General features: G+C 64.4%; 14 protein-coding genes. All 14 read right to left on the bottom strand.

The features are described from left to right. Window positions 1-234: 234 nt before the first annotated feature. The 14 genes from HMPREF2526_RS00425 to glf all read right to left on the bottom strand — a co-directional run bounded on the left by HMPREF2526_RS00425 (window position 235) and on the right by glf (window position 21179). Window positions 235-1782, bottom strand: a complete 1548-nt coding sequence (locus HMPREF2526_RS00425) for an acyl-CoA carboxylase subunit beta (protein WP_070545148.1) — start codon at window positions 1780-1782, stop codon at window positions 235-237. Beyond that, window positions 1779-6572, bottom strand: coding sequence for a type I polyketide synthase (locus HMPREF2526_RS00420; RefSeq protein WP_070545146.1), 4794 nt, complete (start codon window positions 6570-6572; stop codon window positions 1779-1781). Before HMPREF2526_RS00420 ends, HMPREF2526_RS00425 begins: the two co-directional genes overlap by 4 nt. A 212-nt stretch (window positions 6573-6784) precedes the next feature. Next, window positions 6785-8644, bottom strand: a complete 1860-nt coding sequence (locus tag HMPREF2526_RS00415; RefSeq protein ID WP_070545144.1) for a FadD32-like long-chain-fatty-acid--AMP ligase — start codon at window positions 8642-8644, stop codon at window positions 6785-6787. A gap of 125 nt (window positions 8645-8769) precedes the next feature. Then, window positions 8770-9702: a cutinase family protein gene (locus HMPREF2526_RS00410; RefSeq protein ID WP_070545173.1), complete on the bottom strand. Its 933-nt coding sequence runs from the start codon at window positions 9700-9702 to the stop codon at window positions 8770-8772. A gap of 66 nt (window positions 9703-9768) precedes the next feature. After that, window positions 9769-10287 (bottom strand): hypothetical protein, encoded by a 519-nt coding sequence (locus HMPREF2526_RS00405; protein WP_049156931.1) that lies wholly within the window; start codon window positions 10285-10287, stop codon window positions 9769-9771. Window positions 10288-10295: 8 nt separating this feature from the next. Continuing rightward, window positions 10296-12209 carry an alpha/beta hydrolase-fold protein gene (locus HMPREF2526_RS00400; RefSeq protein WP_371326136.1) on the bottom strand — a complete coding sequence of 638 codons (1914 nt, stop codon included), beginning with the start codon at window positions 12207-12209 and terminating at the stop codon, window positions 10296-10298. A 295-nt stretch (window positions 12210-12504) separates the two neighbouring features. Further along, window positions 12505-13536 (bottom strand): alpha/beta hydrolase, encoded by a 1032-nt coding sequence (locus HMPREF2526_RS00395; RefSeq protein ID WP_210384376.1) that lies wholly within the window; start codon window positions 13534-13536, stop codon window positions 12505-12507. Between the two features lie 144 nt (window positions 13537-13680). Further along, complete coding sequence (locus tag HMPREF2526_RS00390; protein ID WP_070545141.1) at window positions 13681-15426, bottom strand: arabinofuranosyltransferase AftB family protein; 1746 nt, start codon at window positions 15424-15426, stop codon at window positions 13681-13683. Window positions 15427-15437: 11 nt separating this feature from the next. Continuing rightward, on the bottom strand, window positions 15438-16445 hold the full coding sequence (locus tag HMPREF2526_RS00385) for a decaprenyl-phosphate phosphoribosyltransferase (protein ID WP_049156922.1): 1008 nt from the start codon (window positions 16443-16445) through the stop codon (window positions 15438-15440). Next, window positions 16442-16969 (bottom strand): phosphatase PAP2 family protein, encoded by a 528-nt coding sequence (locus tag HMPREF2526_RS00380; protein ID WP_070545139.1) that lies wholly within the window; start codon window positions 16967-16969, stop codon window positions 16442-16444. Before HMPREF2526_RS00380 ends, HMPREF2526_RS00385 begins: the two co-directional genes overlap by 4 nt. Continuing rightward, a complete protein-coding gene (locus HMPREF2526_RS00375) occupies window positions 16959-18911 on the bottom strand; it encodes a glycosyltransferase (protein WP_070545136.1) in 1953 nt (650 codons plus the stop codon). Before HMPREF2526_RS00375 ends, HMPREF2526_RS00380 begins: the two co-directional genes overlap by 11 nt. Window positions 18912-19005: 94 nt before the next feature. Next, window positions 19006-19614: a three-helix bundle dimerization domain-containing protein gene (locus tag HMPREF2526_RS00370; RefSeq protein ID WP_070545134.1), complete on the bottom strand. Its 609-nt coding sequence runs from the start codon at window positions 19612-19614 to the stop codon at window positions 19006-19008. Window positions 19615-19703: 89 nt separating this feature from the next. Continuing rightward, a complete protein-coding gene (locus tag HMPREF2526_RS00365; protein WP_070545133.1) occupies window positions 19704-19901 on the bottom strand; it encodes a hypothetical protein in 198 nt (65 codons plus the stop codon). A gap of 81 nt (window positions 19902-19982) precedes the next feature. Beyond that, window positions 19983-21179, bottom strand: a complete 1197-nt coding sequence (glf, locus tag HMPREF2526_RS00360) for a UDP-galactopyranose mutase (RefSeq protein ID WP_070545131.1) — start codon at window positions 21177-21179, stop codon at window positions 19983-19985. Window positions 21180-21313 lie beyond the last annotated feature (134 nt).

Genomic DNA, 21313 nt, shown 5'->3' with positions numbered 1-21313 from the left:
TCGAGCTCAGGGACGAGCCAGAAATGGTCACGCCGACGCGGTTGAGCAGCATGATAACGAGGTTGATAACGTCGCCGCTGAGGTCAAGAACGCTAGACAGCATTGAAGTGCTCCTTTGATTGAATTCCTAGTCCTTAAACTTATCGGATAGAACGGGCCCGCACGTTACGCCGAGAAACAAAGTTCAGCGCGATCCGCAGGCCTTCTTCAGCCTCTATCCTGGCTCAGACGACGCTAGAGCGGGGAGATGGTGTGCTTCTTGGGCAGGTCCTTCTCCTGCTTATCGACAAGCTGGCGCAGCGCGCGGCGCAGGGCCAAGCGCGACTCAGAAGGCTTAATCATGCCGTCGAGGTAGCCACGCTCCGCGGCGACATAGGGTGCAGTCATGGTCTCGTCGTAGAAGTCCATGAACATCTTCTTCGTCATGGCGCGGTGCTCCGGGGTTTCGGCGGCCTCGAGCTGCTTGCCCGCAATCATGACCACGGCGGCGGCCGAGCCCATCACGGCAATCTGGGCCGTCGGCCACGCCAAGTTGATATCACCGGTCAGGTTCTTCGAACCCATCACGGCATAGGCGCCGCCATAAGCCTTGCGCACAATCAGCGAGACCTTCGGCACGGTAGCCTCCACCACAGCAAAAGCGAACTTCGCACCGCGGTGAATCAGACCGGCCTTCTCCTGGTCCACGCCCGGCAGGTAGCCCGGCGTATCCACCACGAAGACCAGCGGGATGTTGTAGGCATCGCAGATACGGATAAAGCGCGCGCCCTTATCGGCGGCATCCGCATCGATACAGCCCGCCGAATGCATCGGGTTATTCGCCACAAAGCCCACGGCCTTGCCGTCAATACGCCCAAAGGCGGTGATGACATTGGGGGCGTAGTTTTCCTGGATTTCGATGAGCTCGTCGTCGTCGCCAAGCTGCGTCAGCAGGTCCATCATGTCGTAGCCGGCGTTCGTGTCATCCGGCATGAAGGAATCCAGCTCGGTGTCCTCAGCCACCTCCTCATCAGTAGGTGCGTCGAAGACCGGGGACTCGTCGAAGCAGGTCAGCGGCAGGTGGTCCAGCAAATCGCGCACCAAGTCAAAGGCCTCATCCTCGGAAGGCACCACGACGGACACGTTGCCGTTGAGCTCCTGCTGGCGCGCAGAGCCGAGGTCATGGGAAGAGATCTCCTCGCCTGTGACTTCCTTGATCACGTTCGGACCCGTCACGTACATCTCCGCCTCACCATCGACGGCGATGATGAAGTCCGTGGTCACCGGCGCATACACCGCACCACCGGCGGACTTGCCCATCATGATGGAAATCTGCGGGCTGCGGCCGGACAGCGGCAGCTGGCGGCGGGCAATCTCGGAGTACATGGCCAAAGACGTCACCGCGTCCTGAATGCGCGCACCGCCGGAATCCTGAATACCGATAACTGGGCAACCAATCTTGATGGCCAGGTCCATGATGTCGGTGACCTTCTTGCCAAAGGTCACGCCCACGGAACCGCCATAGACGGTCTTATCGTGTGCGTAGATGCACACCGGGCGGCCGTTGATGCGGCCGTGACCGGTGACCACGCCGTCGGAGTAAATCGCATCCGGGTCGCCGGGGGTCTTGCCCAGGGCACCCGTTTCGACGAAGGAGCCTTCGTCGAGAAGCGCGGCAATGCGTTGGCGCGGAGTCGAGCGCCCTGCCTCATCGCGACGGGCCCGGGAGCGTTCACTGCCGGGGTCCTGGGCGCGCTCGAGGCGCTCGCGCAGGTCCGCTAGCTTGTCAGCGGTGCTAGTCACTTCCGAATCTTCTCCTCGATCCAATCCTCCATGTGCTTGCCCACGATACCGATAGCCGGCTCGTCGGGAACCGCCAGGTGGTCACCCGGCAGCTGCACAATCTCCAGTTCCTTCACGATAACGCCCCAACCGCCGTCCGGGTTAACTTCGGCGTAGGCCGGCTCGAGCTCGATGGCGCCATCATGCATGCGCTCGGAGCGGAAGAGGATGACGGGCACGCTTACCGACGCCCACCGTCCCATATCCAGCGAGCCCAGAATCTGGTTGTCCACGAAGGAGGCGCGCTGGTGCTCCAGCACGCCCGCGGACAGGCCGTGCTCGGAGGCGTCGGTGGAGCTGAGGAATTCCGCAAGCATGGCCATGAGAGCATCTTCGCCCACGGTCTCCAGCATCTCGTAGGGCGGCTCGAAGTCCAGGCCGTAGGTCTTCTTGGCAAAGGCGGCGTAGCGGCCCCAGCGGGCCTTGGTTTCCTCCAGCGTCTTCGGGGCCGGATGCGCCGGCTGGGTGGTATCCAGCAGCGCGATGAAGGCCACCTCGGCCGCATCCTCGCCGCGGGCGGCGCGCTCCTGGAGCTGGTAGGCCACCTCATAAGCCAGCGCGCCACCGAAGGACCAGCCGCCGAGCACGACCTTACGGCCGCGCGCGTAGTGCAGGATGTCCTCGATGTAGGCGGCGGCGCGATCCTCCAGGCTGCCCTCGAGACGCTCCACGCCGTAGACGGCGACGTCGGCAGGCAGGCGGCGAGTCAGCGGCTGGTAAACCACGGTGGTGCCGCCGGCCGGGTGGAACATGAAGACGGCGGGGCCATCGGCCTCGCGCAGGACACGGATATTGCCCTCGACCTCGGTCTCCAGGCCTTCGCGGACCAGATCCGCCAGGTTCTCCAGTGCTTCGGCCTCGTAGACTTGTTGCGCGGTGACCTCGATGCCGGCGCGCTCGGTGAGACGCTCGGCAATCTTCTCAGCCACCTCATCGCTGACCTGCGGCAGCGCGGAGGTCACTCCGGCCGCGGCCTTACCGGTGAAGGTGGCCCAGGTGCCGAAGACCATGCGCTCGGAGGCATCGCGCGGCGCCACGCCCACGCCTTCGCCGCCCTTCGCGCTCACATCAGACGAGTCTTCAGTGGAGTTGCCTTCCGTGGTGAGCGTGGAAGGTGCCTCGGCGCTTGCGGCATCGGCGGCCGCGTCGGACGGCGCCTGCGCGGAAGCACCGGGCTGTTCGGACACGGCTTCCTCGACCATGGTGATGACGTCGGCGAGGGAGGCGTCGCGAAGCGCCTGCACCTGCAGCGGCGGAATCTGGAAGTCATTCTCCACGCGGTTCTTGATGCGCATGCCCATGAGCGAATCCAGGCCGAGATCAATGAGCGGCAGCTCACGCGGGAGATCGGAGACGTCGTAGCCCATGGACTCCGACACGATGAGCGCCAAGCGCTCCTCCACGCTCTCCTTCTCCGGGTCCCAGCGCACGGCATCGGCGCCCACATCGGGGTCAGCGAACTGCGGCGCAGTCACCGCCTGCGGCAGGCTCGGCTCCGGGGCCGCAGCGGGTTCGGCAAGGTTGAGCGTCGACGCAAAACCTTCCGCGATGAGCTTGGTCGTCGCACCATCCACGTAGTGCACCGCCAACGACAGCCCGCCCAGCGTGCGGCGAACAATCGTGGTGACCTCGCCCTTCGCGGGCAGGTCGAGGTGCTCCTCGCTCGCCGCGATGTGGGCGCCCGGGGTCACGGCCTCGGCGGCAGCCTCCAGGATGGCCAGCGCGCTCGGCGCCTGGTCAGCGTTCGTGGAGAACGCCACCGCGCCCTCCGGCAGCGTCACGCGCGCTCCCGGCAGGCCGGATACGCCAGAAGAAGGACGAGCGTTGGTCCAGAAACGCTGGCGGCGGAAGCGGGTATGCGGGGCGGCGACAAGCGCACCGGAACCAAAGACCTTGGTGTAGTCCACCGGAGTACCCGTGACGTAGAGCTTGCCCAACAGGTCCAGCAGCGACTCGGTGGGATCCATCTTGCGCTTCAGGCTGTAAAGCAGCTGCGCATCCGCCTTGCCCGCGGCAAAGGCGGTGGACATCAGACCCATGAGTGCAATCGGGTTCGGGGAGATCTCCACGATCTGCGTGTGCCCAGCCGCAAACGCCGCCTCCGTCGCATCCTGCAGGTAGACGGGCTTGCGGGTCATGCGGATCCAGTAATCCTCATCGTGCAGCACCGCACCCGGGCGGTAGACCTTGCCGCGGTCGACGGAGGAGAAGAGCGTCGTGTGCAGCGGAGCGGCTTCCATGCCGGCGATTTCCGCATAGAGTTCACCCAACAGCGGGTCCACAGCGGAGGTGTGGCCCGCGCCCTTGACGTTGAGCGCGCGGGCGAACTTGCCCTCGCCGTCGAGCTTCTCCACCAGCGCGAGGACCTCCTCGCGCGGGCCGCCCACGGTGGTCATGCCGGGGCCGGTGTAGACGGCGGGCTCGATGGAGCCTGGTAGGGCGTCGATCTCCTCGGCGGAGAGCTCGACGACGGCCATGGCACCCTGTTGGTCCTCCGGCAGCGAAGCCTCGCCCTCACCCATGAGGCGCGCGCGGTGGCAGGCGATGAGCATGGCGTCGGCCGCCGTGATGCCGCCCGCGGCGTAGGCCGCGCCGATCTCACCCATGGACATGCCGATAACGCCGGTTGGGCGCACGCCGAAGGTGGCCAGCAGGTCCGTCAGCGCGATCTGGATGGCGGTGATGGCCACCTGCGCAGTTTCGGTGTTATAGGTCTGCTCGTCATCACGCACCAACTCCAGGATGGACCAGCCGGATTCGCGCTGCACGATGGCGTCGAGCTCCTCCAAGCGCGCGAGGAACTGCGGCGAAAGGGCAATCATGTCCTTGGCCATCTTGCGGTGCTGGGAGCCGAAACCGGAGTACATGAACACCGGGCCGTGCACCGTCGGGGAATCCGCCGCGGCGATGCCGACGGAGACGGTCCCCTCGGACACCTGACGCAGGCGCTTGACTGCTTCTTCGCTTGACGACGCCGTTACTACCGCACGCGAACGCCCATGGTTACGGCGCGCGAGGGTGCGGGCCAGGGAGAGCAGGTTCGGGTTCTCGGCTTCGATGTAGTCCGCCAAGTCGGCTGCAGCTGCGGCGCGGCGCGAGGGCAGCAGGCCAGAAACGGGCAGGGCCACCGGGTGGCCTTCGCCGATGGCGACCTGCGGGGCGTCCTGGCGGGTAAGCCCGCGGTAATCGGTAAGGACGACGTGGGCGTTAGTGCCGCCGAAGCCGAAGCCGGAGACGCCGGCGATCTTCTGGCCGGAGTACTCCGGCCACTCGCGCGGGTCTTCGACTACTTCGAGGTGCTCGGCGTCGAAGTCGATATAGCGGTTGGGGCCCACGTAGTTGATGTTTGGCGGGATAACGCCGTGGCGCATGCCTTCGATGACCTTGATAAGGCCCACGACGCCGGCCGCGGACTCGGAGTGGCCGATGTTGGTCTTGGCGGAGCCCAGCAGGGTCGGGTTATAAGGTTGGCGGCCCGGGCCCAGCACGCGGCCGAGCGCGGTGGCCTCGATGGGGTCACCGAGGATGGTGCCGGTGCCGTGGGCCTCGACGTAGTCGACGTCCTGCGGGCGGATGCCGGCGTCGGCGTAGGCGCGCTCGAGGACGTCAACCTGCGCGTCTGGGTTGGGGGCGGTCAGGCCGTTGGAATGGCCGTCGGAGTTGACTGCGGAGCCCTTGATGACGGCGTGGATGGTATCGCCGTCGCGCTCGGCGTCCTCGAGGCGCTTGAGCACGAGCACACCGGCGGCGTCCGCGCGGACGATGCCGTCGGCGTCGTCGGAGAAGGCGTGGATGGCGCTGGTGGGCGAGGTGACCCCCAGCTCACTAAAGCCAATGGAGGCGTGCGGCGAGGCCAGGATGTTCACGCCGCCGGCAAGAGCCGTATCAGCTGCGCCCACGCGCAGGTCCTTGACCGCCTGGTTGACCGCTACGAGGGAGGCCGAGCAGGCGGTGTCCACGTTGAGGGAAGGGCCGCGCAGGTCGAAGGCGTAGGAGAGGCGGTTAGCCACGATCGCTGAGGACGTACCCGTCATGGCATAAGGGTGCATCTCCGCCGGATCGGCGGTAATCAGCATGCCGTAGTCATTGTTGGTGGAGCCCATGTAGACACCGGTGGCGGTGCCGCGCAGCTGGTTGGCGGGCACCCCGGCATCCTCGAGAGCCTCCCACGCCACCTCTAGGAGAATGCGCTGCTGCGGGTCCATGTTGGCCGCCTCCAGCGGGGAGAGGCCGAAGAACTCGGCGTCGAAGGAGGCGATGTCCTCGATATAGCCGCCGTCAGTGTTTTGCTGCTCCATCTTCTCGCTGGTAATCGGGTCGGAGGAATACTCCGACCAGCGGCCGACGGGCAGCGGGCCGGTGCCCGCGCGGCCTTCGACGAGCATGTTCCAGAACTCGTTGACATTCTTGGCGCCTGGGAAGCGGCCGGCGTAGCCGATGACGGCGATGTCCCCGCCCGCGATGGCGGTCGAGCGTGGTGCCCCCGCTCCCGGCGCGCTGTCTACCGGGGCGCCAGCGGCGCCGTTGACGAGACGCTCGGCCAGCTGCGCGATAGTGGGGTACTCGTAGGCCACGGTGGGCTCAAGCTTTATCCCGAGAAGGTTTTCTAATTCGCCGGAGAGGACGACTGCGTCGCGCGAGGACAGCCCGAAATTCTCCAGCGGTTTGGTGTCCGTGATTTCCTCTGCCGACAGGCCGGTGGTCTGCGCAACCCAGGTGCGCAGCCAGCCACGAAGCTCTTCAACAGTCATAAATCTCTAGCTTTCTTACGCGGACTAAAACTAACTAAATGTGCGGTCGATTTTGCGCAGCACAAAAGCGCGCACATCGATGCGTCTATAGGGGTTATCGGACGATTATCTCACTTTGTTAACTTGGGTTTCATAACCGACATACCCACAGGCAGCGGCAACCCCCGCCCCCACGGCTAGCGCGGGAACGGGGGTTGGAGGGTGCAGAGCCTTTAAGAGGCGAGGTAGCTCTTCTTCGCCACGCGGCGGGCAATCTTGCCCGAGGAGGTGCGCTTAATCTCGTTAGCGTTGAACCACTGGATGACGGCCGGGGTCACCCCGTGGTGCGCGGAGACTGCGGAGCGGATGGCTTCGGAAGCGGCGGCGTCATCGGCCGGGTTGGCGTTGTCGGCGCGCTCGATGAGCAGCACGAGCTCCTCGGTGCTGCCGCCCTCCACGGAGAAGGCCGCGATGGAATCCGCACGCACGTGGTCCGAGGCCTCCTGCACGGTGCCTTCGATGTCCTGCGGGTAGTGGTTGCGGCCCGCCACCACGATGAGGTCCTTGAGGCGACCGGTGATGTAGAGCTGGTTATCCACGATTGCCGCAAGGTCACCCGTGGCCAACCAGTTGTTGTCCTCCGGCGCGTTCGGCACGCGGGAGCCCTCCGCCAGGCGCTCCCCCAGCGTGTTGTGGAAGGTCGAGGCGGTTTCCTCCGCGCGGTCCAGGTAACCGGCCGCGCGGTTTTCACCGTGGAGCCAGATTTCGCCCACGCAGCCATCCGGCAACTCGGCCTTGGTCTCCGGGTCCACGATGGTCAAATGCTGAGCCACGACGCTCTGACCACAGGAGGCGTAGGCCACGGAGTCGGCGGACTTTTCGACGATGACCGCTTCGCCCTCGGCCAGACGCTCGCGGTCGAAGTGGGAGATGATCGGGCGCTCCGGAGTCTGCGGGGTGGTCACAATCAGCGAGGCCTCCGCCATGCCATAGGACGGGCGCAGGGCATCGCGGCGCAAGCCGTACTCTTCCTTGCCGAAGACCTCCCAGAAGGAGTTCACCGCGCTCTCCGTCACCGGCTCCGAGCCAATCACGATGCCATCGACCTTGCTGAAGTCCACCTCTTCGCCTGCCGCCGGGGCGCCATAGCGCGCAGCGAGCTCGAGGGCGAAGTTAGGAACCACGGCGTAGGTTCCCTGCAGCTGCTCATCGATGGGCTGGCGCTTGAGCTGGTCAATCCACCGCTTGGGCTGCTGGACGAAGTCACGCGGCGTCATGATCTCCAAGTTGACGCCCAGGATGGTCACGAAGACCGCCAGGATGATGCCCATATCGTGGTGCATCGGCAGCCAGGACACCACGCGGGCCGGCAGCTTGATCTGCACCGCGGTGAAGATCTGCAGCACGTTGGTCATGATGTTGCGGTTAGTCAGCAACACGCCCGCCGGGGTGCGGGTGGAACCGGAGGTGTACTGCAGGAAGGCGGGCTGGTCCAGCGGCGCGGTTTGCAGCGCGGCAAGCGCGGCCTTGCCTTCCTCCGTCTCCAACGGGTTGACCCAGCTCTGCGCCAGCGAATCCGGCAGGGAGTCGATGGAAATGATGCGCGGGCGCTCGGCCGCCGGGCGGTCCGAGAAGTACGCGCGGTTGGCGGCAGCGGAAAGGTTGTTGGTCAGCACGATCGACGGGTTGGCATCCCCGAAGACCGCCCGCAGATGATCGGTGTGGCCGGGTTCATTCGGATCATAGAGCGGAATTGGGGTCATGCCAGCGTACATCGCGCCCAGGAAGCCGAAGATGTACTCAGGGGAGTTGCCCGCCAGGATGGCGACGCGGTCCCCCATTGTGCCCACCTGCTGCAGGCGTGCGGCCACCGCCTTGATTCGGGTATTGACCTGGGAGCGGGTGATATCGCGCGGCGTTCCCTCCGGGTTATCGCTAAAGACCCACTGGCGCATCACCGGGCGATCCGGGATTCCCGCCTGCTGCTCCGCGGCATAGACGTGTTCGGCGAGGCCCGCCAACGTGAGGTGAGGCGGTAGGGCGATGTTGCCCTTCTCGTCGAAGAACTGGCCGATCAAGGCTTTCAGGTCCATGTGGGAAAGCTCCTTCGTAGGGTAGAGAGGGGCGCGCACCCCTGCTTCACGTACTTTTGACATTGAAAATATCAGAAGGGATGTGCCGAACGTTACATGGCGCGCGGGCGGGACGTCGTCAAGCGCTACTGCGCGTCGATGATGTCCTTGGCCCACTGCGTCACCCACTGGTTGGCCGTGGCGCCGTCGATGACGTCCGGATTGTAGGCATACAGTGCATGAACACCGTTGGCATCGATGAGATCGCGCGCGCGTTCGAGCCCGTTGCTCACGTCCAGCGGGGCATCGCAGATGGAGTCATTCGGCGCGCAGATTTGGAAAGTACGGTCCGCCAGCGCTCCGAAGCCATTGGCGCGCTCGCCACGCATTGTGGCGCCCGGAACGATGCCCTGAATCAAGGTCGATACCGGCTGCAAGGCAATCTCCGCGCCCACACCGCCGACGTGCGCGCCCGGGTTAATGCCCACGCCGTCTTGGCGCCGGCCGTCTGCAATGAGCGCCACGCCCGCCACGTTCTCTGCGGGGATGGGCCCGTTGCCGCCACCAATCCTGTCCGCCACATCGCCCGCAATGACCGCACCCTGCGAAAAGCCACTCAGGATGAACTTCGTGTCCGGGCAGGTCTCGTGCATGTAGGTCAGCTCGCCCTCGAGGCGCGAGGTGCCCTCATTGCGGGAATCGTCATAACTCATCTCGTGCTGCGCGTTGATGTTCTTAAACTGCGCGGTATAAGGCAGTGTCCACACCTTGACGTCCTCGGGGACGTAGGCCTCCTTCAGGGGATTCGTGATCGACAGCATGAAGGAATTCGGGTTCGCCCCCGGGTTGATCGGATCATCGTCCGCAGCGGATTCCCACGTTCCCGGCGCGGAGATAAATTCCACGCGCGGGCACCAGTCCGGCTGCTCGGGGGCCGTGTTGTCCTCCTCCTGGGAAGGGGCAGGCTCCGCAAGGTTTCCTTGTTCCCCTTCCCCGCGGGTATTGAGGAAGTGAACCGCTCCCCCGCCGATCAGGGCGAGGAGGACGACCACGGCAAGGACGGTCAGAGTGTTACGCATGGTTTTACGCATGAAGAAGTTTCTACCTTGGGAAGGTGCGGGATTGACTGGAAAATCCCTGCCACATTACTGAGCGCAGAGCGCGCGGCCCTGCTCGGTGATGAGCTGGACGAGTTCTTCGTGGCCGAGTTCGCTGCGACCCTGCTCGATGAGCTGCCCAGCCACCGCGGGCACGGTGACGGTATCGCCCTGGCAGGAGGCTTGTGCTGCGCCCACCAGCTGGTCTTCTACGCCGTCGACGTTCACGCCCTTCTCAGCCACTGCGGCCAGGAAGTCCTGGTCCGGGCCTTGTTCAGGCGCGGGCGCGGGAATTTCGGAGATCTCGCGCGCGCCGCGGTCCTCCGGCTCGTCTTCCTGCGCTCGCTCACTCTGCTCGGAGGGGGACTCCGACGCTGAGCTGGCCGACGCCTTGCTTGCCGACGATTCACCGCTCGCCCCCGAGGAGCGCTCCAGCGGCGCCACCGACGTTGCGGTGGCCTCACCTTCCTCGACGGTGGCGGAACCGCAGCCGGTCAGCAGCGCGCCGGCGGCCAACAACACGGCCGCGCCAGCTGCCACAACGGGACGGGCGGAGAAAAATCGCATGGCCGTCCCTACTTCTTATCCGCCTGAACCTGACCCATGACCTTGCGGATAACACCGTGCTGGAAGGTCTGGGTCAGCCCGCCGGCCGGGATCGTCGCATAATCCTCGGTGGGCCAGCCGAACTCGCCCTGTTCGTAGCCGTGCTTGCCCCACTCATCAAAGATCTCGCCCTTGAGGATGTAGTGCGCGCCGGAGTCCATGGACCAGTAGATGTTGCCGTGCTCGAACTCCTGGAAGAAGCCGCCGTTGACGGCCTTCTCCTCCCCCACTGGGAAGCCCAGCTCGGAGTCAGCAGCCTTCAGCTCCTTGTACTTCGCGCCGATAGCACCGTGCACGATGTGGAAGGAACCGTCTGGATTGCGGGTCAGTACGCCGTCCTCGAACTCCTGGACCTCGCCGTCGCCGACCTTGTTCGGCTCGGCTACCGGGTACTTGAGGTCGCCGCCCTCGAAGCCGTTCTTGCCCCAGGCGTCGAAGAAGTCCTTCGAGATAGGCCAGGCGCCGGTCTCCGGGGTCCAGTAGATGGAGCCATGCTCGAAGTGGACGTAGCGTCCGCGACCGTCGGGGGTCTTCTCCTCACCGGTCTTCGGGAAGCCCAACCAGGAGGTCGGGCCACCGAGCTCGGAGTAGCGTGCGCCGATGCGGCCGATAACGGCGTGCGCACCGGTCTCCGGGGACCAGTAGGCGGTACCGGCCTGGAAGTCCTGGGCCTTGCCGCGCTCGGCGACGTCATACTCGTTGTTCACGCAGGAGCCGATGATGCCGGACTTGGTGGCCTCAGCGATGGCCCCAACCGGGGTGCAGTCCGCACCACGGTCGCTCTTGTCCAAGCCGAGAGAATCGGCGATGTAGGGCCATGCCTCGGTCATCTCGAACTGCCAGTATTCCCAGCTGTGGACGCCGGTCGGGCGGAACTTGACGACCGGCTCGACGCCGGCGCGCTTGGCGTAGTCAACGAAGGTCTGGGTGGACATGCGCGAGATTGCTTCCAGGCCCACGCCGGCCATGTTGGCCTGGCCCTTCGCCACGGAGCCTAGTTGGCCGTAGTCGTCCTTACCGTTGCCGGCGGAGACATAGACTTTCATGTCCTTGAGGTTTTCAATACCCAGCTTCGGATCGTGGTCGATCCAGTCCTGGGAGTAGAGATCGCCCCACATGTTGGTGGAGGTGAATCCGCCGGCATCGGCCTGCGCGGCGGTAATGGCCTCCGGCATACCGGTGGTGGTGGTGTCGAGGTAACCCGAGAAAGAGCCAACATACTTGAAGGCCCAGGGGTTGCGCTCGGCCAGGTTCATGGCGGCGGTACCACCCATGGAGATACCGGTCACGGCGCGCTTGCCGTTGGAGCGGTAGCCCTTCTCCAGGATCGGGATGAGCTCCTTCATCAGGAAGGTCTCCCACATGTAGTGGGTGCCGTTGTCTTCCTTCTGCCAGTCGGAGTAGAAAGAGGACTCGCCGCCCACCGGCATGATGAGGTTGACGTTGCGGTCAGCGTACTGGGACAGGATGTTGGTCTCGATGGTCCAGCCGGACTCATCATCACGGGCGCGCAGGCCGTCGAGTGCCCAGACCTCCGGGAAGGTCTTGTCCGGGCTGGAGTACCAATCGCGCGCAAGCTGAATCTGCACGACCTGCTCCTTGTCCGGCATGGCGGCGGACTTGATGTAGACCTTGAGGTGGCGGTTGGTCAGATATTCCACGCGAGAGACGGACACGCCCTCCGGCAGGCCCTCGATCTTCGGGTATTCCGTCTCCACCGGAGTACGCTGCGGCGGGTTGGACGGCGCGAAGGAATCGGAGAAGTTAGAGCTTCCCAGCAGGTCGGTAATGCCCTCGCTCGAGGAGCTTGAGGACTGCGCGTTTGCGATAGGCAGCAACGCAAAGCCCACTGCCACGGCGGTGGGCAGCGCAGCGATGGTCAGGCCCTTGCGGGCTGCGGACGGGGAACGCAGGCCGGAATCCTTAGCGGACCGGCGAGGCTGAGATGACGCAGTGTTCGGCATTGAAGAGTCCTTTTAAGGGGTATATCGAGATAAGGGCACGCGGTACCGCGAGCGAGCTCCGCAGGTTCCCCTCCTGCGGAACTCGCCGCCGCACGCGTGGTGAGCGGTCTAGTGTGTTCTCAAGTTTAAGTTTAACTTGAGACTTTCGGTAGGGGGACACGCCCAGCGGTGGGATGAAAAAGCCGCCACACCCAAGGGCACGGCGGCTAGCTAGTTACCAGGCGTTCATAACGTTGAGCACCTGCGGCTTGGAGCGTTCCAGCTGGTAACCGAACTGCTCCCAGTTGTGCAGGCCCTGGGCCGGGTAATCCGTCTGCAGGCGAACACCCATCGCCCGAGCCTTGAGCTCCCACAGGCGGGTGGTGCCGTTGGCGAAAGCTTCCAACGCCATGCCGGACGCGATGTGCTGCGGCAAGTAGCGTTGTTGATCCAGCGGCCCCGGAACACCGGAAGCGGCGGACACGTAAACATCCGTTCCGTTTGCAGCCAGATCCGGGATCAGGTTGAAGGGGTCATTGCTGAAGCGCTTCGGGTTGATGATGGAACCGTACATGGCGTTGATGTTGAAGCCGCCGGCGTCGAGAAGCGCTAGGCGCATAAAGGTCTGGGCTCCCGGCAACGTCGTGGTGAGGTAGCCGGAGTAGGACAGCGCCTGGCGGAACTGCTCCGGGTGCTTGCCGGCGAGGGTGATCGCCGCGGTAGCGCCCATGGACAGGCCAGCAATGGAGTTATTGTTGCGGGCCACGCCGAAGTTGCCCTCAAGGTAAGCCGGCAACTCCTGCGTCAGGAAGGTCTCCCACTGGTAGTTGACCGGCTTGACCAGGTCATAGGTAGCCGGACCATTCCAGTCCGCATAGAAGGAGCCAGCGCCGCCCACCGGCATCACCAGGGTGATGTTGTGGTCCACGTAGGTGCGCGCGGCGTTGACGTCATGGATCCACGCGTTGGTGGAATCGGTCGCGCGCAGACCATCGAGCAGGTAGAGGCCCGCGTTGCCGCCGTTCTTGGCAGGCTGGATCTGCACCGGGATGTTTCGGCCCATCGCCTGGGACCACACATCGCAGCGCTGCACCCAGAAGCCAACGCGATCCCACTCGCAGGTGCCGGTGGCGTCCGCGCGCAGCCAGTCACGGTGAGCTGCGGATGCTTCTTGGGTGCCGGCGGTCACGACCAGGCCCAAGGCCACGGCGATAGCGGCCACCACTGAGAGGACCCGAGTCCGCAGGCCAGAGCTTAGTGAACTCATGTTTCTCCTTAACATTTTTACTGCCATTACTACATCGCCAACACGCCAGCGATAGTTACGGATCAATAACGAGAATCTTTTGTAGCGTAACGCACCCTGGCAACTTTTGCCTCCCCGTGGGGGTATTTGCCAGCCCGCCCCAAGCTAGTGGGCAGGGTAATCGGCCGGATCGGCAGAAAACATGAGGGTGCGCCCCGTGGTCAAAGAGAAGGCCAAATTCGCGCGGAAGCGCTCCCACGTCAGGGGCTCGCTGTAGGAGGCAACAAGCTCTTGCACCTCTGGCGTCGCCAGCGCCGCCCGCGCCTGCCGAGTCTTCTCCTTGTCATACCACGGCGGGAGGTACTCGATGTCCGCGCCGGTCAGCGCCGCCTGCCACTCCAGTTCGAGGTGCTTGTCGTGGCCCACGCGCCCGCCTTCCTCACGAGGCATGCGCGCGGCCAGCGGGGTGGCCAGGCCGATGGTGTCGAGCACCCGCACGTTGAGCGGCGCGTTCATTGAGGTCATGCCCAAGTTCACCAGGTAGACCGTCGGTGGCTCCTCCGCGCCCGGCTCGCGCGGGACGGTGAGCCAATTGAGCTGGTCCTTCTCCTTGTCCTCTACATAGATAACACCCAGCGCATCGCCGTCCGCCAACTTTTCGGTGGCTTCCCCGTATCCGCGCATGAACTTCATCGTCATGTAGTCCCGTGCCGAACGCGGCGGGTAACCCGCCTCGCGGTTCGTGGCGTAGGTCCAGAAGTCGCGCTCATCCACGATGGACAGCGGCTGCTCGTAGGCCTCCCAGTCCGTGGGGTGCCCGCGCAGCACAACCACCACGGCCCACACCGCGCAGAAGGCCGCCGCGAGCACAGACACCAGGCCTCTCAGCGGCAGCACGAAGACCGGCAGGAGGGCGGCAAACAGCGGCAGTAGCAGCATGCGGCCGTGCATGAAGTCACCGCCGACGCGCAGCACGTACACCACATGCACCACCGCCGCACCGACCAGCAGGTAAGTGACGGTCGTGGAGCTTCGCAGGGCCGCCGGGCGCAGGTGGGCACGGAAGGTCCACAGCGCAGCACCCGCCAGCACGAGAACGGGCAGGTACAGGGCATACGGCCCAACGAAGTCACCGACATAGTCCAGGCCGCTGCCCCACGCGCTTGACGACGCCGACTTGGCCACCGCCGTGTGCGGCGTCAACAGGCCGTAATAGCCCATGCGGAAGAATTGGTAACCCGCCGGGATGGGCAGAGCCGCGCCAAGAATGCCGAGCCAGGCTTTCCAATTGCGATGTGCGGCCAAGAGGAGCAGGCCGGCCAGTCCGCCGTAGAGCGCGAATTCCGGGCGCACGAGCCAGGACAATCCCGCCCACAGCGCCAGCCAGTAGGCGCTGGCGTTATCGTGAGACTGCGCCCAGTGCTGGAGCAACGCCCACAGGGCGGCGAGGTAGAAGATGGACAGGCCCCACTCCAAACCGGAGGTGAAGAAATCACGGGCCGGGGGCAGCGCGAGGTAGACCAGCGCGCCCGCGGGCGCCAGTAGCGGTGTGGCGAGTTGGCCCGAGCGGAAGAAGGCCCGGGCTGTGGCCCACGCCCCCAGCGCCATGGCCGCGACCGCCAGAAGCAATCCCAGGTTGACGGCGATGGACTCCAGCGGGGCGTTGGTGACCCAGCGGGCAAGCAGGATGAGGTACTGCCACAGCGTCGAGGTATTGGCCTCCACGCGCTCGCCCGCGTTGAAAACGGGGCCGTTGCCCTCCTCCAGGTTGCGCACGGTGCGCAGGACGATGAGGCCGTCATCGGAAATCCAGCGGCGCGCGAAGCCGCCCCAAAACGAGAAAACTCCGATCACGATGACCGAGGCCAGCGCGCTGAGCGCCGCCGCGGTACGTGATTCGGATTTTCGCATGAGGAGAGAGTCTAGCCCATCATGACCGGCATGATGTACACCGCCATGGCAATGCAGGCCAGCCACAGCAGAGCCAGAATCTGGAGGACGCGGTCCTCCAGGGCAATCTCATCCGGGGCACCACCGTTGCCGCGGTCCACGTCGGCGGCATAGCGCAGAATCGCGATGGTAAACGGCACCATGGACACCTGGTACCACACGCTGGCCGGGCCATCAGACTCGTTGGAAAGCTGGAAACCCCACAGCGAGTAGGACATGACCACGGCGGTGGCGGCCAAAGTCCACACGAAGCGCAGGTAGGTAGGCGTATAGCCCTCCAGGGATTTACGGATTTTGGCGCCCGTACGCTCCGCCAAAAGGATCTCCGAGTAGCGCTTGCCCGAGGCCATGAACAGGGAGCCAAACGCGGCCACCAGCAGGAACCACTGGGAGAGCACGATGCCCGCGGCCACACCGCCAGCCATGGTGCGCAGCATGAATCCGGAGGACACCAGGGCAATATCGATCACCGGCATGTGCTTCCACCCGAAGCAATAGCCCAGCTGCAGGCCGATGTAGATGGCCATGACGATGGCGAGCTGCAGGCCCGCGGTGGCCAAGAAGGACAGTCCAATCGAACCGATGATGAGCACCGCGGCCATGGCATAAGCCAAGCTCACCGGAAGCACACCCGCCGCGATGGGACGGAAGCGCTTCGTCGGGTGCGCGCGGTCAGCCTCCACGTCGCGGGCATCGTTGATGAGATAGATGGAGGATGCACCCATGCAGAAGACGATGAAGGCGAGGAGGACGTCGAGAAGCACGCGCGTGTGGAACAGCGAATCCGCGCCCGCGGCCGCAGGGGCGGCGAGAACGAGGACGTTCTTGACCCACTGCTTGGGGCGCAACGCCTTCACCATGCCGTCGGCGAGGTTCTTCGGCGGCTTGCGCTTGCGGCCGGTATCGATGCCGGAGGTGTGCGGCTCAGAGTGGAAGACTCTCTGCTCACCGTCGTCGACGCGGTTAGGACGTTCGCTCATGCGGTCTTCCTTTCATAGCGATGGCATGCTTCCGCGGTGGCGGCTCCCAGCAGGGCGCCGATCGCCGTATCGGATGGGTAATGTACCCCGAGCACCATACGCGAGGCCATCATGACCGGCACACCGACGAGCGGTGCCGGGGTTCCCAGAACGTGCGCGGCGCCCACGAGGAACGCGCTTGTCGACGTCGCGTGCGAAGAAGGAAAGGACAGCTTAGAAGGGGTTTTCACGCCGACTTTGACGTAGTCATAGTCCGGGCGCTTGCGCCGCACAATGCGCTTGATCACAACGCTGGCCGCGTGCGCCGTGAAAGCACCCGCACCGACAGCTACCCATTGGCGGCGGCGCGCCGGATTCTGGTAATTCACGGCGGCACCTAAGCCGGAGAGCGCCAGCCAGCCCAGGGCGTGCTCGCCGAAGTGGCTTAAACCCCGCGCGGTGGGCAGAACGCCGGGCGCATCGAAGGCCGCATCCTGGATCTTCTCGAGGACACGGGATTCGGCGACAGAAAGCTTATTGGGCATCGAAGACCTTTCGCCAGGACTCGCGGGAGGTCAGCTCCGGCAGAGCCGCGCGGTACTCGGCGCGCAGGTCATCGAAGTTATCCTCAATTTCCTTGAGCAGCTCGCGGGTGGACTTCACCAGCTCGAGGGCCAGCTCGCGGTCGCGCTTGCGGAAGGCCACGCCGGTGCCACCCGCGGTAGAGACGGTGGCGGAATCGACGCGGGAGAGCGTGAACCAGCGGGCCTCCTCCGGGGTGAGGTTGAGCTGCGGCGCTTCATGGTGCGCTGGATCTTCCTTGGTGACCAAGTGCTTGGCGGACTTGATGAGCCACGGGATCTTCTTGATCTTGCCCAGGCGGCCACCGACATTGCGGGTCGGCACGCCCGGCGCGCCGGTGGGCGCGGGTAGTTGGTCCGCCGAATCGATAATGACAGCATCCGGGAATTCCTTACGGATTGCGGCGATGCGCGGCAACGAGGACTCCAAGATGTCGAAGAGCTGATCCGGGCCGGCCAGGAAGTCCTTCATAGCCTCCAACTGGATGGCCATGGTGGAGTACTCCATGCACATGGTGTGCTTGAGGGTGGACTTAAAGATCGACTTGGTAATCCCGCGCGCATCACCCTCGTGGTAGAGGGCCGCCACGATGAGGCGGTTGCGCAGGTGGAAGTAGGCCTGCCAGTCGATGGCATCGTCCTTATCCGCCCACGCCATGTGCCAGATGGCCGCGCCCGGCCAGGTCACCGTGGGGAAGCCGTGGGCGGCGGCGCGCAGGGAGTATTCGGTGTCATCCCACTTGATAAACAGCGGCAGCGGCTGCCCAATGCTTTCCGCCACGACGCGCGGGAAGAGGCACATCCACCAGCCGTTGTATTCCACGTCGACGCGGCGGTGCAGCGCGCGGGAGTCATACTTCTTCGGGTCGAGGCGGGACTGCGTATCACCGATGGCGCGCAGCGGGTACTTGGCAAAGTCGTGGTCGTAGACGGCGTGCTCGGCCGCGCCCCACATGAAGTCAGCGCGGTTCACGCGCTCGCCGGTGGTGCGCAGCTGGGAGCGCTCCTGCAGGTTGAGCATCTGCCCGCCCACGATGAAGGGCTTGGCGGCGTAGCGCGCTGCTTGGACCGCACGAAGAATGGAATCCGGCTCGATGGCAATGTCATCATCCATGTAGAGGATGTAGGGCGAGTCTGTATTCTCCAGCGCCTCGAACATGATGCGGGAATACCCACCCGAGCCGCCCAGGTTGCCCTGGCGGAACTCGCGGAAGCGCTCACCAAAGTGCGCCACGGCCTCGTCATAGCCCGGCTCGTCCGCCGGGTGCTGGTTGCCCTGGTCCGGCATGAGAACGTAGTCGATGATGCCGTCCACCACCGGGTCCTCCGCCAGTGCCTGCAGCGCCGCGACGGCGTCGGTGGGGCGGTTGAAGGTCGGAATACCCACGGCCACGCGCTTCTCCTGCGCCGGGTACTCGCTGCCGTCCGGCAGGAGCTGCGGGTTCGGGGCGTGCGGGGCGCACCAGGCGGCGTCGCTAAGCACGGTGTCTTCAACAGCAGAGGCATCGAACCACAGCAGGCCGCCGTCCTCGAAGTTCTTCAGGGGCAGCTCAAACTCGTGGTGGCCGGTGGTTACCACGTGGTTGGCCACGGCGATGCGCTGGCCGTCCTGCTTGGAACGGTAGAGGGAAATGTTGGCCTCGCCCTCGACGTCCATCGCCAGCACGATGGACTTCAGCTGGGACCAACGGCGCCAGTAGGCGGCCGGGAAGGCGTTGAAGTAGGTCTCGAAGGAGGCCTCCTCGCCGGCCGGGATGGTCACGGAGGTGCGGCCGCTCCAGCTGAGTCGCTCGCGGTTCTGCTCGGACTCGATGAGGTAGAGCATGCGGACGTCGACCGGCTCGCCACGCTTGGGCAGCAGGATGCGCTGTACGGGTTCGTACGCAGCAGAATTGTTGGCAGTCACGATATCTTCGGTTCTCCACACAGATTTCGACAGTATTCAGGAACCAAGATTAGTGGTTTCGCACTCTTCAGCTGAGTTCCCACGCGGCTGAAAGCTAAGCCGAGAGGGGTGCATCCTCCGAGATGGGTTCGATGCCCAGGCGGTTGAGCATGTAGAGCACGCGGGCGCCGAGGTCATCGGCCAGCTCGCGGGTCTCCTCTACGGTTTCTGCCGTGGCAATGTCCCAAATCTTGACGTCCTTGCCGGCCTCATCGCGCGGGACCTCGCGGCCCAGATACACGATGTAATCCGGGATCGTCACCAAGCGCAGGTCCTCGACGTAGCGGTCCGGGTGTTCCGCCATGCCGCGCTCCTGCAGCACGTGGGCCATGTGAGAGTCCGGGTCGTTTTCGGGGTGGGCCACGGCGGCGTCGACAAGTAGGGCATCGCCGGCGTACTTCTTCGTCAGCGCCACGGCAGCCTGCGCCAGGGCGTGGTCGGTGCCCGCGGAGAAACGCACGTGGATGCGGTGGGTGCCGAAGTGCTCGCGCACCTCACGCTCCACCATCACGGGAACGAATTCATCTAAGGTCGCACCAGCTTCGTGACGCTCAATGGTGGCATCGAGGAAGGAGTCAATCTCCTGCGCGGTGTACTCGTGGCCGTAATCTGCGTGTAAATCCTGGCGCAACGTATCGAAACGGCGGGCGTTCGGGGAAGTCATCTCTAAACTCACTTTCTGTTCGCCTATTGTTAACCTACTGTTAACCTTAAGTGATTGTTGGCCAGACCACAAGTTTTATTTTCTTTGGTCTAGTTCCGTACGCTGGCACAACCTCCCCATAAACGGCCAAAGGCCCGCCGGGTGTTCCGGCAGGCCTTCCTGGATTGTTCCTTCTTCTTATCGGGAATGCGCGTTGCGCGACTGCGCAGCTTGAGGTGTTCCTCGAGCCGCTCCGGGGACATCTTCCACATACTGCGGTCTGCGCGCTTCTTTTTGCGCTGGGCCATGCCGTCACCTCCTTTCATCGAGGTGTCTCAGCATAGCGCGCCACGCTGCGCTACCGGGAGCGGCCGGGCCAGCGCCGTGGCCTAGTGACCGCGCTCCTGCGTGATGGCTTGGCCATCACGGAAATAGGGAGCCAGCTTGTTATCGAACATGCTCAGCGCGGAGGCGATGGCCATGTGCATGTCCAGGTACTGGTAAGTGCCCAGGCGGCCGCCAAAGAGGACCTGGTTCTCGCGGGCCTCAGCGGCGGCGAGCTTGCGGTAGGCCTCCAGCTTGGAGCGGTCCTCCGGGGTGTTGATCGGGTAGTACGGCTCATCACCCTTCTCCGCGAAGCGCGAGTACTCCTTCATGATCACCGTCTTATCCTTGGGGTACTTATCGGCGCGCTCCGGGTGGAAGTGGCGGAACTCGTGGATGCGGGTGTAGTCCACGTCCGCATCGTTGTAGTTCATTACCGGGGTGCCCTGGAAGTCGCCGGTCTCCAGCACCTCCATATCGAAATCGAGCGTGCGCCAGCCCAACTCACCCTCAGCGAAGTCGAAGTAGCGGTCCAGCGGGCCCGTGTAGACCACCGGCGCGCTTGGCGACGCCCCCCGCACCTCCTCGCGCACGTCGAACCAGTCGGTGTTGAGGCGGACGTCGATAAGCTCGTGCTCCGCCATCTTCTCCAGCCAGGCCGCGTAGCCGTCGACGGGCAGCCCCTCGTAGGTGTCGTTGAAATAGCGGTTGTTGAAGGTGTAGCGCACCGGCAGGCGCGTAATGTTCCCGGCCGGCAGCTCCTTCGGGTCGGTCTGCCACTGCTTGGCGGTGTAATCGCGAATGAAGGCCTCGTAGAGCGGGCGGCCAATGAGCGCGATGGCCTTCTCCTCCAGGTTCTGTGCCTCATCCACGGCGAACTCGCCGGCCTGCTCCTTAATGAGCTCGCGTGCCTCGTCCGGCGAGTAGTAGCGGCCGAAGAACTGGTTAATCAGGCCCAGGCCCATGGGGAACTGGTAGGCCGTGCCGTCGTGCATGGCGAAGACGCGGTGCTGGTAGTCAGTGAAATCGGTGAACTGGTTGCAGTACTCCCACACGCGCTTATTCGAGGTGTGGAAGAGGTGCGCGCCGTACTTGTGAACCTCGATGCCGGTCTCCGGCTCGGCCTCCGAGTAGGCGTTACCGCCCAGGTGCTCGCGACGCTCGACGATGAGCACTTTCTTGCCCAGCTGGGAGGCTGCGCGCTCGGCCACGGTCAGGCCAAAGAATCCAGATCCAACAACGATGAGGTCATATGCAGTCATGGCCATCAGCTTAAAGCAGTAACACGCACAGAACGGCTGGTGACACCCAAGCGAGAACACTCGCGTGTCACACCTTCTTTCACTCCAACAACTGGCGTAACATCTGTCCCGTTAGTTAACTTTTTGCGCTCCTC

It is taken from the genome of Corynebacterium sp. HMSC070E08 (assembly GCF_001808895.1).
GTDB classification, from domain to species: Bacteria; Actinomycetota; Actinomycetes; order Mycobacteriales; family Mycobacteriaceae; genus Corynebacterium; species Corynebacterium hiratae.
This window is presented reverse-complemented; position numbering and strand designations above follow the sequence as displayed.

Excerpts from the sequence above, each read along its gene's own strand:
- HMPREF2526_RS00390 (WP_070545141.1), bottom strand. The coding sequence starts at position 15,426 with ATGCGAAAATCCGAATCACGTACCGCGGCGGCGCTCAGCGCGCTGGCC.
- HMPREF2526_RS00410 (WP_070545173.1), bottom strand. The coding sequence starts at position 9,702 with ATGCGTAACACTCTGACCGTCCTTGCCGTGGTCGTCCTCCTCGCCCTG.
- HMPREF2526_RS00380 (WP_070545139.1), bottom strand. The coding sequence starts at position 16,969 with ATGCCCAATAAGCTTTCTGTCGCCGAATCCCGTGTCCTCGAGAAGATC.
- HMPREF2526_RS00405 (WP_049156931.1), bottom strand. The coding sequence starts at position 10,287 with ATGCGATTTTTCTCCGCCCGTCCCGTTGTGGCAGCTGGCGCGGCCGTG.
- glf (WP_070545131.1), bottom strand. The coding sequence starts at position 21,179 with ATGACTGCATATGACCTCATCGTTGTTGGATCTGGATTCTTTGGCCTG.
- HMPREF2526_RS00395 (WP_210384376.1), bottom strand. The coding sequence starts at position 13,536 with ATGAGTTCACTAAGCTCTGGCCTGCGGACTCGGGTCCTCTCAGTGGTG.
- HMPREF2526_RS00415 (WP_070545144.1), bottom strand. The coding sequence starts at position 8,644 with ATGGACCTGAAAGCCTTGATCGGCCAGTTCTTCGACGAGAAGGGCAAC.
- HMPREF2526_RS00370 (WP_070545134.1), bottom strand. The coding sequence starts at position 19,614 with ATGACTTCCCCGAACGCCCGCCGTTTCGATACGTTGCGCCAGGATTTA.
- HMPREF2526_RS00365 (WP_070545133.1), bottom strand. The coding sequence starts at position 19,901 with ATGGCCCAGCGCAAAAAGAAGCGCGCAGACCGCAGTATGTGGAAGATG.
- HMPREF2526_RS00385 (WP_049156922.1), bottom strand. The coding sequence starts at position 16,445 with ATGAGCGAACGTCCTAACCGCGTCGACGACGGTGAGCAGAGAGTCTTC.
- HMPREF2526_RS00420 (WP_070545146.1), bottom strand. The coding sequence starts at position 6,572 with ATGACTGTTGAAGAGCTTCGTGGCTGGCTGCGCACCTGGGTTGCGCAG.